Source organism: Flavobacterium sp. (assembly GCF_041392085.1).
Lineage (GTDB): Bacteria > Bacteroidota > Bacteroidia > Flavobacteriales > Flavobacteriaceae > Flavobacterium.
This window is the reverse complement of sequence record NZ_JAWKMW010000004.1, coordinates 147,218-160,996: the sequence shown is the minus strand read 5'-3', so window position 1 is coordinate 160,996 and position 13,779 is coordinate 147,218. Positions and strand designations below refer to the sequence as shown.

General features: G+C 32.2%; 13 protein-coding genes. 6 read left to right on the top strand and 7 right to left on the bottom strand.

Annotated features, from left to right (window positions below):
• Positions 1-6: 6 nt before the first annotated feature.
• Both R2782_RS00740 and R2782_RS00735 read right to left on the bottom strand, forming a co-directional pair.
• Positions 7-963: a RimK family alpha-L-glutamate ligase gene (locus R2782_RS00740; protein ID WP_371266135.1), complete on the bottom strand. Its 957-nt coding sequence runs from the start codon at positions 961-963 to the stop codon at positions 7-9.
• Between the two features lie 20 nt (positions 964-983).
• A complete protein-coding gene (locus R2782_RS00735; protein ID WP_371266133.1) occupies positions 984-1,697 on the bottom strand; it encodes an esterase family protein in 714 nt (237 codons plus the stop codon).
• Between the two features lie 304 nt (positions 1,698-2,001).
• On the opposite strand from R2782_RS00735, the gene R2782_RS00730 reads away from it, so the two are divergent.
• Positions 2,002-2,775: an META domain-containing protein gene (locus R2782_RS00730; protein WP_371266131.1), complete on the top strand. Its 774-nt coding sequence runs from the start codon at positions 2,002-2,004 to the stop codon at positions 2,773-2,775.
• Here the strand turns inward: R2782_RS00730 and R2782_RS00725 are convergent.
• Positions 2,772-3,176, bottom strand: coding sequence for a glyoxalase (locus R2782_RS00725; RefSeq protein ID WP_371266581.1), 405 nt, complete (start codon positions 3,174-3,176; stop codon positions 2,772-2,774). The genes R2782_RS00730 and R2782_RS00725 overlap by 4 nt on opposite strands.
• Positions 3,177-3,254: 78 nt before the next feature.
• The gene (locus R2782_RS00720; protein WP_371266130.1) at positions 3,255-4,556 is read right to left on the bottom strand and encodes an OmpA family protein; all 1,302 of its coding nucleotides are present in this window, start codon (positions 4,554-4,556) and stop codon (positions 3,255-3,257) included.
• Positions 4,557-4,824: 268 nt separating this feature from the next.
• On the opposite strand from R2782_RS00720, the gene R2782_RS00715 reads away from it, so the two are divergent.
• A complete protein-coding gene (locus R2782_RS00715; RefSeq protein ID WP_371266129.1) occupies positions 4,825-5,214 on the top strand; it encodes an acyl-CoA thioesterase in 390 nt (129 codons plus the stop codon).
• A 9-nt stretch (positions 5,215-5,223) separates the two neighbouring features.
• Here the strand turns inward: R2782_RS00715 and R2782_RS00710 are convergent, their stop codons facing one another.
• The 3 genes from R2782_RS00710 to nhaA are packed head-to-tail and all read right to left on the bottom strand — an operon-like array spanning position 5,224 to position 7,478.
• The gene (locus R2782_RS00710; protein ID WP_371266128.1) at positions 5,224-5,499 is read right to left on the bottom strand and encodes a DUF3817 domain-containing protein; all 276 of its coding nucleotides are present in this window, start codon (positions 5,497-5,499) and stop codon (positions 5,224-5,226) included.
• A 2-nt stretch (positions 5,500-5,501) separates the two neighbouring features.
• Positions 5,502-6,113 carry a short-chain dehydrogenase gene (locus R2782_RS00705; protein ID WP_371266127.1) on the bottom strand — a complete coding sequence of 204 codons (612 nt, stop codon included), beginning with the start codon at positions 6,111-6,113 and terminating at the stop codon, positions 5,502-5,504.
• 3 nt (positions 6,114-6,116) lie between these two features.
• A complete protein-coding gene (gene nhaA, locus R2782_RS00700; RefSeq protein WP_371266126.1) occupies positions 6,117-7,478 on the bottom strand; it encodes a Na+/H+ antiporter NhaA in 1,362 nt (453 codons plus the stop codon).
• 207 nt (positions 7,479-7,685) lie between these two features.
• Here nhaA and R2782_RS00695 point away from each other — a divergent pair, with 207 nt between their 5' ends.
• The 4 genes from R2782_RS00695 (at position 7,686) to R2782_RS00680 (ending at position 13,645) form a co-directional block, all read left to right on the top strand.
• Positions 7,686-9,218, top strand: a complete 1,533-nt coding sequence (locus R2782_RS00695; RefSeq protein ID WP_371266125.1) for a DEAD/DEAH box helicase — start codon at positions 7,686-7,688, stop codon at positions 9,216-9,218.
• Between the two features lie 391 nt (positions 9,219-9,609).
• Complete coding sequence (gene pelF / locus R2782_RS00690) at positions 9,610-11,160, top strand: GT4 family glycosyltransferase PelF (RefSeq protein ID WP_371266124.1); 1,551 nt, start codon at positions 9,610-9,612, stop codon at positions 11,158-11,160.
• A 75-nt stretch (positions 11,161-11,235) separates the two neighbouring features.
• Positions 11,236-12,849, top strand: coding sequence for a hypothetical protein (locus R2782_RS00685; protein WP_371266123.1), 1,614 nt, complete (start codon positions 11,236-11,238; stop codon positions 12,847-12,849).
• Positions 12,821-13,645, top strand: a complete 825-nt coding sequence (locus R2782_RS00680) for an endo alpha-1,4 polygalactosaminidase (RefSeq protein WP_371266122.1) — start codon at positions 12,821-12,823, stop codon at positions 13,643-13,645. The genes R2782_RS00685 and R2782_RS00680 overlap by 29 nt, the downstream gene beginning before the upstream one ends.
• Positions 13,646-13,779: the final 134 nt, after the last annotated feature.

The following is a 13,779-nucleotide window of genomic DNA, read 5'->3' as shown; positions in this document are numbered from 1 at the left end:
ATTAAATTAAAAACGTTTAGCTTCATTCACAGAGCCTTTCATGAAAGTGCCCCACGTAAGGTTCATTTGTCCGTCTTTGTGTTTTTTTGCATATTCAATGGCCATTTTAGCAGCTTCTTCAACTACCCATTCAAAATTTTCTTTTCCCACAGATGTCAATTCTGCATCCGGTGCAGGATTACCAAAATCAATTGCATAGGGGATACCGTCTCGTACGGCAAACTCAACGGTATTGAAATCATATCCCAAGCCTTTGCATAAACGCAATGTATAGTCTTTCACGGTAGCGAGGAGTTTTTTATCGGCCGGAGGTCCATCTACAACATAGCGTAAATGATGTGGGTTACGTGGTTCGTAAGGCATAATTCGTACTGCTTTTCCTCCCAAACAATACACACGGAAATATTGGTCAAAAACAATTTCTTCTTGTAGCAGCATTACTAACTGTCCGGTTTCTCGGTGAATATCCCAAAACTCGTCACGATTTTCTAATCGATACACATTTTTCCAACCACCTCCTGCGTAAGGTTTCATGTAAGCAGGAAACTTTACATAATCAAAAATTGTTTCCCAATCCATTGGGTAAGCTAAATTTCGGAATGATTTGCTCGTTGTATCATTAGGGTGTTCTGCAGAAGGTAAAATCACCGTGTTGGGAAGTGGCACGCCTAAAACATCAGCCAAACAGTTGTTGAAAAACTTATCATCGGCACTCCACCAAAAAGGATTATTAATAACAGCCGTACCTGTAAGAGCTGCATTCTTTAAATAAGCTCTGTAAAAAGGCACGTCTTGCGAAATTCGATCAATAATAACGGCATATTCAGTAGCTTTATTTTGTATTACTTTATCAATAGAAACTGCCTCGGCAATAATCCCTTTTTCATTTTTTGCATTTACACGTTCAATGAATGCTTGCGGAAAGGTATCTTCCATTCCAAATAAAATTCCAATTTTTTTCATAGTTAGTTATGTTATTTTGTTTAAAAAAATTTAATTCTTGACAAATAATGAGGGAACATTTCTTTCCAAACCGGCCAGTCGTGTTCACGATCTTGTCGTATATCAAGCCAATGAGGAATATCACGATGAGCTAAGACTCGGCTCAGTTTTAAATTTGCGTCAAAACAAATATCCCAATTTGAGGTACCGAGTACAATATCCATATTCCACAATTCCCGATCGTTTAATCCTTGTAAATAATCTTCAGGACTGTTGTAAAAAACATTATCATCATGAAAACCATCCATGAAACTTTTGATACTGAATGCTCCTCCCATAGAGAACATATGGCTGACATAACCTGGATGTCGAAAGGCAAAATTTGCCGCATGATATCCGCCAAAGCTACACCCTGCTACAGCGACTTTCCCGGAATAGGTATTGTTTTTTACACGCTCAACAATTTCATGACAAATCATTTTATCATACCAAACATGGTTTTGAATTCTATGTACAGGATGGATTTTTTTATTATAGAAACTATCTTTGTCAATGCTGTCAGGACAAAATATTTGAATTAATCCCTGTTCAATATACCACCTTGCCGAAGCTATAAGTCCTTGATCTCTGTTTTCATGAAAACTTCCCATGGAAGTGGGAAATAAAATAACCGGATAACCGGCGTGACCAAAAACTAACATTTGAATCTCTCTACCCAGATTTGGAGAGTGCCATTTGAAGTATTCTTCTTTCATACCATTCATTTTAACAATAATAGTAAAAAAATATTACAATTAATGATAATAAAATGGGTTTTATGTATTTTTATGATATAGTCTTTAACGATTTAAAAAGGGTGTAAAATGCTCAAAAATAAATATCATTTTCACTATTCGATTTCACTATTTGCAAAAAAATCACCTAAATATTTTTGACGTTTTTTATTTTAGATATTCAAATTTTGACAAACTTGGTACTATATTTCAGCAAAGTACATATATTTAATTGAAATACTAATTAAAAGTTGTACATTTATTAGTAATTTAAAGTCATATTTAAGTGAAAAATATTCTATTTCTATACTTCATTTATTTTTTAATGGGATGTTCTTCTCAATCAGATATTCCTAATCTTGCAATTATTAATGAGACACCATTATTAAAGTCAAAATCAGCAGGCTATTTTAAGTCAATTGGGCAAAACCCTTTTTGGTCTTTAGAAATTGCAGAGGATGAAATTCGCTTCAAAGAAATTGAATCCGGTAAGGAATGGGTTTCTGCTCACGTAGAACCTATACGTGCAGAGGATTCAAACATTAAATTATATCGTTTGAACACTTTAACGGGAGAAATGTTGGTTAATATAAAGTCAAAGAATTGTTCAAGTGGATTATCTGATTTAATGGTTGATTATCAGGTTGATATCGAGATTAAAGACAGTAATTTAGAAGATGGTAAACGCTATTATTCCGGATGCGGAAATTATGTTATTGATTATCGTCTATTTGATGTTTGGTATTTGGAAGAATTAGACGGGAAAAAAGTAAGTTCAGTTGATTTTGCGAAAGAAATTCCTTCTATAGTAATAAATTCAGCTGAAAAGATATTTTCCGGCTATGGAGGATGTAACCGAATAAGCGGTACTATATTTCAAGAAAGAGAATTATTACGATTTACGAACGTCTTAGCGACCCAGATGGCTTGTGAAGAATCAAATAAAGAAAATAAATTTATACAGAGTCTTCAAAGTTCAACAGCTTATAAAATTAAAAACAACCGCTTGTATTTAATTCATTCTGATAAAATCAAAATGATATTTAAGAAAATGGATTAAGACGCTTGTTGTGAATCAAACAACAAGATATTATTTTTTAGCCTTTCAATTAACATGTTCATCATTCTTTTATTGAGGTTTGATGAATTTTTAATGTAATCATCATATTCTGCAAGGGTGAATAGACCAATTACCATTCCTTTTAAAGAGTTTCTGAACTTGATGTCTTTTTGGATTGAATTTTCAATAAACTGCATTTTTTTTTCAGTAGAATAAGTATAGAAATCATTCTTGTGTTTAGCAATATAATTTTTAAATACATCAATAAATAAATCATTTTGCAGTTTTAGAATAGGGCCGATAGTTAGATTTTGAAATTTTTCTTCGCTTGAGGATTGATCTGAAATTATGCCAAGTGCATCCCCTCTGTTTTCGATTATATAATTATCTCTTGGTGTCATCATTTTTATTTTAAAGTTAAAAAAAAACCTCTGTTCTAAAACAGAGGTTTTTTTTAGTTATTAAGAATCGGTTGTTAATTATTTCACTTTAAAAGTTACTCTTCTTACCAATTTTCTTGCACCGGCAGAATCTTTGTCAACTGAGGTGTCTTCTCCTTGCGAAATCACATTTAATCTATCCGCAGTAATTCCGGCTTTCATCAAAATTTCTTTTACATTAGAAGCTCTATCATTCGCTAACTTGTTGTTGTAAGGAGTGTTTCCAATTTCATCAGCATGACCGATAATATCAACTGAAGATTCTGGATTATTTCTTAAATAAGTTAAGATGAAATCAATTCCTTCTGTAGAAACATTAGTTGGCTGTTTTTTGTTGAAATCAAAATATGTCGCTACGTATCCGTCGTTGATGAATTTTTTCATCATTTCAGATGTTTCTCCATCAGCATTGTACGTTTGATTTGTTACGTATGTATTGTTCAAATATTTTTCTAACTCATCCGGTACACCGTTTTGGTTAATATCAACCATTCTTCCTTTTGTATCAACAGCTACTCCAGCAATAGAATTCGGTTCAACATCCAAATAATCCGGTACACCATCTTGGTCGCTATCACTCATGTCATTTTCAATTTGTCCTACACGTTTTTCAAGTGCATTAATTTCTTCTTGTTGTTTATTTGTAATAGTAGCCCAATCACCGTGTACTTTATGAGAACCAAAAGAGTAAGATAATCCTAACGATGTTGAATACATACTTCCCGCAAGGTTGTTGTTTTCGTCAGAATAGGCACCATCCCAATTAAAATGTTGTCTAACATTCGATATAAGTGTAAAATCAGCCGTTACAGCTAAATTTTTTGTGATTCTGAATTCAGGAGTAAATCCAACCATGATCCCTCCATTCCATTCGTTTTTACCTTTATTGATACCCATTTGAGGTGACATGTTTGCTACTTGAATACCACCATGTAATAACATTCCAAAACGACCTAAACTTTCTTGAATATCGAATAGTCTTGCGGCATTGACCACCCCTTGAAGACCAATTCTAATTTGTCTCATTTCAAAATCTAAACTCTCATCACTCAAATTTTTAAGGTTGTCATACGCTCCGTCTAATTTCAAACCGAATTTAGGACTAAACATATATCTGACACCTAAATTGTAATGATTGAAAGTAAAACTTCCTAAAACTTTGTCAGGATTGCTGGCAAAATAACCAGTACTGTAAGGCTTGATACCTTTACTTTGTCCGGCACTAAGCTCAATTGACCATTTATTGTACTCATCAACTTTTGAAACTTCAGTTGAATCTTGAGCAAAAGATGTTGCCTGAATAAAAATTGATAGGGAAAGAATAAGTAGGTTTTTTTTCATTTTGGTGTCTATTATATTGAAATAAAAAGTTTTTACGGTTGCAAAGATAGATTAAAAGTTGATTATTTCAACTTTTTTGTTAAAAAATATAAAAAAATAATAGCCTAGTTTCAAAGGTGTTAGCTTATTAAGCTAACTATTTGATTCAATATAATTACCATACTAATACGGCAACTAGTAGCGAAAACCATTTCGTTAATTTGGAACTAAATACTCTTCTTATCAGTCAATATCACTTACATTTGCATAAATTTTTATGATTTAGCTTATGAGATTTCACACGAGGAAATGGGTAAAACCGGAAGATTTAAATCCAAATGGCACCTTATTTGGAGGTAGATTATTAGCTTGGATTGATGAAGAAGTTGCACTCTATTCAATTATACAGCTCGAAAATGCAAAGGTTGTTACCAAGCATATGTCTGAAATAAATTTTAGGAGTTCGGCAAAACCGGGAGATATTGTTGAAATTGGAATAGATGTGGTTAAGTTTGGTCAAACTTCCATTACCTTGACATGTGAGGTTAGAAACATTATGACGCGTGAAACTATAATATCGGTTGAAACAATTACCATGGTTAACTTAAATGAAGAAGGAAAGCCGTTTCCTCATGGCAAAACAAAAATTGAGTTTGTGAAAGACCGACTTGAAAAATAATACTTTAATTTAGTTTGCGAAGAATTTTTTTTCAATATAAAATGTCCCGAAGGGAATAATCGAGGCTAAAACCAATAGCATAAAAAATTTAGTATTCCATTTTTGCGAAAATTTAAGCAGAAGAGCTAAGGCTACATACATAATAAATAATATCCCATGAGCCATTCCTATGGTTTTTACATAAATTTCCTGATTAAACAAATACTTCATAGGCATTGCAAAAAACAGTAATGCCAAGAGCGAAATTCCTTCTAAAAGAGCTATTTTTTTAAAATAATTCAACATCTCTATAGCATTTGGTAGATAGCAAAGCCATAAACTACAAAACGAAGTAGTCTTAGCAAGGCAAATGCCAAGAAGTTTTTGAAATTAAATTTGATCATACCTGCCGCCATGGCCGCCATGGCAAACGGAAGAGGCAAAAGTGCACCAACAGCTATCAATAAACCTCCCCATTTTCGCATGTTCACAATATGTTTAGTCATTTTAGTGAACATGAAATTGTTAACGGATGGGATTATTAACATGGCTTTACCTAGTAAATAGGAAACAACTCCACCCAAGTAGGAAAGAATAGCTAATAAGGTAAGATAAAGAATTGGGTAGTTTGTATTTTTTGTCCAAGCAATAAAAATATCGGGGGGAATCAGCCCTAAAATAGATTCGGACGCAAAAAAAACAGAAAATATTGTAAAGTCACTATATTTTTGAGTTAATAAAGTTAATGCTTCATTAATATTGATTACATTATAATGTACATAAACTAAAAGACTTATTATCAATGCTGTTGGTAAAAAAGCACTTTTTAATCCATCAAGAATAAATTTATAGAAACCGGTATAGGTATAATACATGTGGAGTTGTCTCCATTTGTTTTTCTTAATTTTTTCTCGTTGCATAATTTAATGTGTGTCAGCTTCGGTGATAGTAATATCTGATTTTTTAGTACTGAAATACAAAAACAAAAATCCTAAGGTACCACCCAATAGTGATGCAAATAAAATTCCCATTTTTGCTTGTTGTATTAGGATTTGATTTTTAAAAGCCAAATTTGCAATAAAAAGTGACATTGTAAATCCTATAGATGCCAAAAGTCCAACCCCAATTAAATGTTTGTAAGTCATACCTAGTGGTAAGTTGGCTAATTTTAATTTTATAAAAAGCGATGTGGTTCCTACAATACCTATAAATTTACCAATTAATAAACCAAAAATTACTCCTAAAGCTACCGAACTTGTACCTGAGCTTGTTGAATCAGATGAAATTGTAACGCCTGCATTTGCCAATGCAAAAATGGGCATTACCACAAATGTTACAAAGGGATGCATGCCATGTTCAAGTCTTTGAAGAGGAGTCATTGCTTGTTTAGACAGTGTTCTCATATCTTCTAAAATGTGAAGCTGTTCCGGTGTAACAGTTGGCACGCCGTTTGGGTCAGCTTGTTTGAATTTATGAAGATAGTCCTTCATTTTTTCTATGAATCCTATTTCGTCGATTTTAACATTAGCCGGAATAGTGAATGCTATTAATACCCCGGCAATTGTTGCGTGAACCCCGGATAATAAGAAGGCCATCCAAACTCCTCCTATACCTAAAATTCCATAGTAAAATGAATTTCGAACTCCAAGTAAATTAGATACTATTAATAATAATAAAAACAATGTACCTACAATCAAGCTTGTGAAAGATATATCAGAGGTATAAAAAAAGGCTATCACTAATACAGCACCCAAGTCATCGGCAATGGCAAGAACCGTTAAAAAAACTTTTAAAGAGGTTGGTACTCTTTTGCCTAATAAAAATAGAACACCCAAGGCAAAAGCAATATCTGTAGCCATTGGAATTCCCCAACCGCTATGTGCTTCCCCCGAGGGGTTAAACCAAAGATAAATAATTGCTGGGAAAATCATTCCGCCAAATCCGGCAACAATAGGGAGTATCGCTTTTTTGGGGTTAGATAACTCCCCGCCAATGATTTCTCTTTTTAATTCTAAACCAACTACGAAGAAAAAAACAGCCATTAATCCATCATTGATCCAATGATGTAATGTTTTGTCTAATATGAAATTGTTGTCAAGACCAAAACTTATTTTATGCTCCCAAATGTGATGATAGGCATCTTTCCAAGGCGAATTTGCTAAAATTAAAGCCACAACTGCAGATAAAAATAAAACAATTCCACCTGTTGTTGATTTTCCGATAAATCGATTTACCGGATCAATAACCCATTTGTCAATAGGTGTAATTTTAATCTTATACTTCATATTTAATTTATCGGCTTTTTCAAAAGGGTTGTAAAATTAAGAATAATCATTGAATATTGAACTGATGAAGGTTTTTTTAGTTGTTTTTTATGTATAATTTAACCTTTTATCGGAAACATATTTAAATTTTGAAATTTATTAACTTAAAAAATTTAATTGTAGGGTTTTATCTGTGTATTTTTGCAAAAATCCATTTTTTCTATTTTTATGTCAAAAAAAGATATATTACTTGAAATTGAAGAGAAGAAAAAGCTCTACAGTTACCAGTTGGGTGATATTGATCTGATTTTTGATAAAATTAATACTGCTTCACACAATTATCATTTGTTGTATCAATTGCCTACGGGCGGAGGTAAAACAGTTATTTTTTCTGAAATCACAAGACGATATCTAGAAAAGTTTGACAAAAAAGTAGTTGTACTGACCCATCGAATCGAATTATGTAAGCAAACCTCAAAAATGTTGAAAGGGTTTGATGTTAAAAATAAAATCATCAATAGTGTAGTCAAAGAGTTGCCGGATCAGGAGGAATATTCATGTTTTGTAGCGATGGTTGAGACCCTTAAAAACCGCTTGAATGATGAAAAATTACACATTGACAATGTTGGGTTGTTAATTATTGACGAGGCACATTTTAACTCGTTTAGAAAATTATTTCACGCGTTCAAGAATACTTTTTTTCTCGGAGTTACTGCTACGCCATTAAGCTCCAATATTAAATTACCGATGAATGAAAATTATCACGAATTAATTGTCGGCAACAGTATTGGTTCATTAATAGATAAAGGATACTTGGCCAAAGCCACAACCTATAGCTATGATGTAGGTCTGACCTCTTTAAAAATTGGCATTAATGGAGATTATACCGTAAAATCTTCCGATGAATTGTATACCAACATGGCTATGCAGGAAAAATTAATTCATGCATACACTGCTCATTCATTAGGTAAGAAAACATTAATTTTTAATAACGGAATAATTACTTCTTTAGGGGTTTTAAGCATTTTTAAAGAGGCCGGTTTTAACAATATTAAACATTTGGATAATACAAATTCAAACGAGGAGCGTAAAGAAATTATAAGATGGTTCAAAGAGACCCCCAATGCGATTTTGACCTCTGTTGGAATCTTAACCACCGGTTTCGATGAACCAACTGTTGAATCGATTATATTAAACAGGGCCACAAAATCACTAACACTGTATTTCCAAATGATTGGTCGCGGTTCTCGTAAACTTCCCAACAAAGATGAATTTACCATAATAGATTTGGGTAATAATGCAGCCCGATTTGGCCTTTGGACTGATCGATTAGATTGGCAACACATCTTTAAATATCCTGAACAATACATTCATAATCTTAAGGGTGATGTAGAAATTGAAATGAATTTCATCTACAAAATGCCACCAGAACTTAGAGCAAAATTTATTAAATCAGACAATATCGATTTTGATGTAGAAGCTGAGTATCGGAGTGTATTGTCAAAAAATTTACGCCCAAAAGTTGTGATAGAAAAATCAATTCTACAACACGCCTCTATGTGTGTAGATAATTCTCAGACATTGCTTGAGGCAAAATCATTAGCAAAAGAATTGAATGATGATATTGAGAGTAGGGTACGTCATTATACAAATTGCTTAAGTAATTCAACAAAAAATTATAGAGATTGGTTGATTGAGGATTACAAAACAAGACTTGTTATTGCAATCGGGAAAAAAATCAGAGAGAAAATGATTTTTTGATAGGAATACGGACTCAAAAAGTTGTTAAACCAGTAGTTTGTTATTTCATTTTAATCATTTCGCTAACCGTTAATCGGTAATATAAGTTACTCATCCGCAGCACTATGCAGTTCGTCGATAAAATGAGTGTTTTCAACAGATTTCAGAGGATTTATTTTGTGCTTTTTATATTTAATTCTACTTTTGAATTGTCTTTTAACCGTGTAAAGTATTATTAATTATTTGTTAAGAATGTTTTATCCCGTTAAAAAACATTTTTAGAAGTCGTCCCCAAAAAGCCGGCGTTCCAAAAAATACCACAATACCACCCTAAGATTGTTATAATGCACCAAATTGTCTGGTTCTGCATAGGCAGATTCATCGACGAACGGAATATTATTATCTAAAAGTTATGAGTAAAAAGCACGATGTAATGTTAATTTTAGAAGGAACCTATCCTTTCAATGGGGGGGGAGTTTCCACGTGGGCACACATGCTTTGCAATGAAGTAAAAAATTCAAATTTTACACTCTATTCAATAAATGCTGAATTTGAGTCTAAAACCAAATATAATTTAAGTGAAAACGTAAAAAACCTTATCCAAGTTCCTCTTTGGTCGCCAATGGAACCACAGGAAATGATTGATTATGGAAAAAAATACTATAAAATTATTTCCCAAAAAGAAAAAAATGATTTGGATAAAATAAACCAAATCTTTATTCCTATTTTTCAGGACTTATTGAGACATATTTTTTCTAATAACAGAGATGTTAGAGCGTTTGATGAAACAATCCAAAAAATGTGGCGTTTTTTTCAAAAGCATGATTACAAAAAAACAATGAAAAGTGAGCCTGTTTGGAAGACATTCTGTTACATGGTTTCTGATTTAAATACTGAAGAAGAAAACGAAAAGGTGTCCTTGTTTGATTTAACATCGGGAATGCGTTGGATTTATCGTTTTTTAATTCCGCTTTCCGTTGATGTGCCCAGAGTTGATGTTTCTCATCTAACTTTATCAGGTTTTCCTGTAATTCCGGCTTTGGTTTTAAAATATAAATACGGTACACCTATGGTCGTTACTGAGCATGGTGTGTTTATTCGTGAGCGTTTATTGGCAATTAATTCTTCTGAGTATTCTTTTTTCTTAAAGAAAATGTTAATTAAATTTTCAGAATGTGTTACTGAATTAGTTTACTATAAAGCAGACAAAATTTTGTCTGTGAATAAATTTAACATCAAGTGGGAGAAGATGTATGGTGCAGATCCTGAAAAAATTGAAATCATCTATAACGGAATTGACCATAACGTGTTTAAACCGAAATCGAAACCTGAGCATTTAAAAGATATTCCAACAGTAGTTGCCGCTGCTCGTATTTTTGATTTGAAAGATATTATTACAATGATAAAATCATGTGCAGTAGCAAAACGTCAAATACCTAATGTTCAATATTTGGTTTATGGTGACAATAATGCTGTGCCGGAATATACGGCAGAATGCGAAAGTTTGATAGAAGAATTAGGTTTAAGGGAAAACTTCAAACTAGCCGGTTATCATGACAAACCAAGCGAATTGTTTTGTGAAGGTGATATATCAATATTAACTTCAATTTCTGAAGGTTTTCCTTATACAGTCTTGGAATCAATGAGTTGTGGAATACCGGTTGTGGCCACAGATGTTGGAGGTGTTACCGAAGCGTTAGACCAATCTTGCGGATATATTTGTAAACCAAAAGATGCGGAAGATATCGGAAATAGAGTAGTAGAGTTACTTAATAATAAAGAATTAAGAGAACAAATGGGAATAAACGCCAGAAAAAAAGTAATTGATAACTTTACTATCGGAAAATTTATCACTGCTTATGAAGAGGTTTATGAAAGAGTTGTTACACGTGAAGTTAAAGAAGTACAAATGCCAATTTTAATCCAATCCTTAGATGAAATAGAAACAGTAAAAGCTTCTTAAAAAAAAAACCCACCCAAATTTACGCCTAAACCCAAACCTAACCAAAATAGAATGTATGTGTTCTACTAATGCAAAATGGAAAAGCATAGTGAAAATATTAAAATATTAATTGATAATGTTAAAGATAAGATAGGTAAACCGGTAAGTAGCAGAGTTGTTGCTGCCACTATTGAATCTTTTGGCATTAGAGATATTGATACAGAAGCTGATTATGGGGTTTCTGATATTCAAGATTTAGCAAATTATGTTTACAGACAACTGACTACGTCTTTGGAGCATAAAGAAAGTTTAAATGCTAAACAACGCGAATATATTGCAACTAACCCGGAAACTATTCAGCTTTCGGACTACTTGGCGGTTAAAGCTAAAATTTTTGCACAATATTACCCGTTAGGAATCTTTCATTTACTTCCAGTTTTTCTTCAAATTGCAGCCATCGTTGTTTTTGGTTATTCGTTGTGGACACATGTTCATTTTAATCATTTGCAATCTACAGCGGTTGTATTAGGGGTAATTATTGGTATCGTTTCCACTGGTGGTTTTGTACAGGTAATTGGTAGACAAGCAACTTTTTATTGGAATTACCATGACTATTCCATGACAAAAAAAACGATTGACTATCTCCTAAAATTAGGCATTAAAACACTCTTCATTGTTTTTGCAATTATACTTTTTGTCAATTCATTTGTTCATATTTATCCTTTCAAAGTATTGTTTATTGTTTTTGTATATGCTTTTTTGATTGGCTTAGTACTACTGATTTTAGCACCTTTACACACTATCAGACAACGTTGGATGATTACCGTTGCGGTTATCATAGGTACTTCTGTAACCGTTGTTTTGAATAAATATTCATCGTTATTGATTTATTATACACACTGGTTTGGAATCTGTGCTGCAATTATTTCGGCAAGATTATATATGCATTTTTTCTTTAAAGGGTTGTTAAAGAAAAATCCACCAAGAGCCGATTTAAATATTAAAACTTCGGTTTTTATTTATCAAAACCACCGTTACTTTTTATACGGAATTTTTATTTATCTTTTTATTTTTATAGACAGAATATTAGCTTGGTCCACTAGTGTAGATGGACAACTTCCTTTTATTGTTTATTTTGAAAAAGATTATGAATTAGGCATGGATATGGCAATTTTAGTATTCTTGTTACTTTCAGGAGTTTTAGAGTTTAGTATTGCTTCTTTTACCAGATTTCTGGATATAACCCAAAAATTAGTTCAATTTGAAAATTCTAAACTTTTTAACAAAGAACTACACAAATTATATTGGCAAAATATCATTATTTTATTAATAACCGCAGCAGTAATTTTTGTGGTTATTTATCAATTAATTTTTGCTTCATGGGGTTACAAAGGTCAATTTCATGAAGATTTAGAAGAGTTGAGTGTAAACGTCACCTTGTTTGGTGGAATTGGGTATTTCTTTTTAGCATGGGGAATGCTTAACACTTTATACCTATTCACTTTAGGACAAACAGAGCAACCTTTAAAAGGAATTATCTATGCTGTTGTTATTAATCTTTCAATTGGTTTTGTTCTTAGTCGCTTTGTGAGTTTTGAGTATAGTGTTGTGGGCATGTTAGTGGGAGCATTGTTTTTTATGTTTTATACTTTAAAACATATTTTTCGTTTTTTCAAAAAACTTGATTATCATTATTATGCGTCGTTTTAATTTGTTTTTTTGGCTTTTGCCCTCCTTGTTAACTACACAAGTGTTCAGTAATACGGTAAATAAAAATACTGTTTTAATATGCTATGGTAAACTAGATTCTGCTAAAATTAAAGGCTATAATTATGTTATTCTTGAGGAAAAAAATTTTAAAGCAGCAGATATTAATCAAATAAAAAAACATAATAAGAAAGTACTAGCCTATATTAGCTTAGGTGAAGTGAATAGTAATGCAATTCATTATAAGTTACTAAAGAACAGAGTTTTAGGCAAAAATAATAATTGGGACAGTTATTATTTGAATTTAAAGGATCAATCCACAGCTGTGGTGCTTGTATCGTTGATTAAAAAAGTGTTAGAGAAAGGTTTTGATGGACTGTTTTTAGATAATATTGACAATTTTTCATCTTTTGGACCTCAATTTAATCAGCGAAAGGAGTTAGTTAATTTAATTAAGAGAATTAAAACCGAGTATCCAAATCATGTTTTAGTACAAAATTCGGGATTAGAATTAATTCCGGATACCAAAGATTTTATTCAATCTGTTTTATTCGAATCTGTCGCGTCAGACTATACTTTTCAAGATAAAATCTACAAACTAAGAGAAAACGGTGATTTTAATCAGCGATTAAAAAGGATTAAAGAGATTACTGTGAAATATAAAATTCCGGTAATATTGATTGAATATGCAGATAGCAAGCAACTATATGACCAAATTGTGAAACGCATTGAGCCAACTAAATTTAACTATTTCATTGGTAAAATAGATTTGCAATCTATACCTAATTTCAACAAATAAACGATGATTTTATCTAGTTCCATATTAGTAGGTTTCATTAGGCTCGTTTTCTTGCTGATGTTTTTGTATTACTGCAACAACAAATTAGTTAAACGAGAATATAGTCATAATCTAATTCAGTTTATTGTAAATGA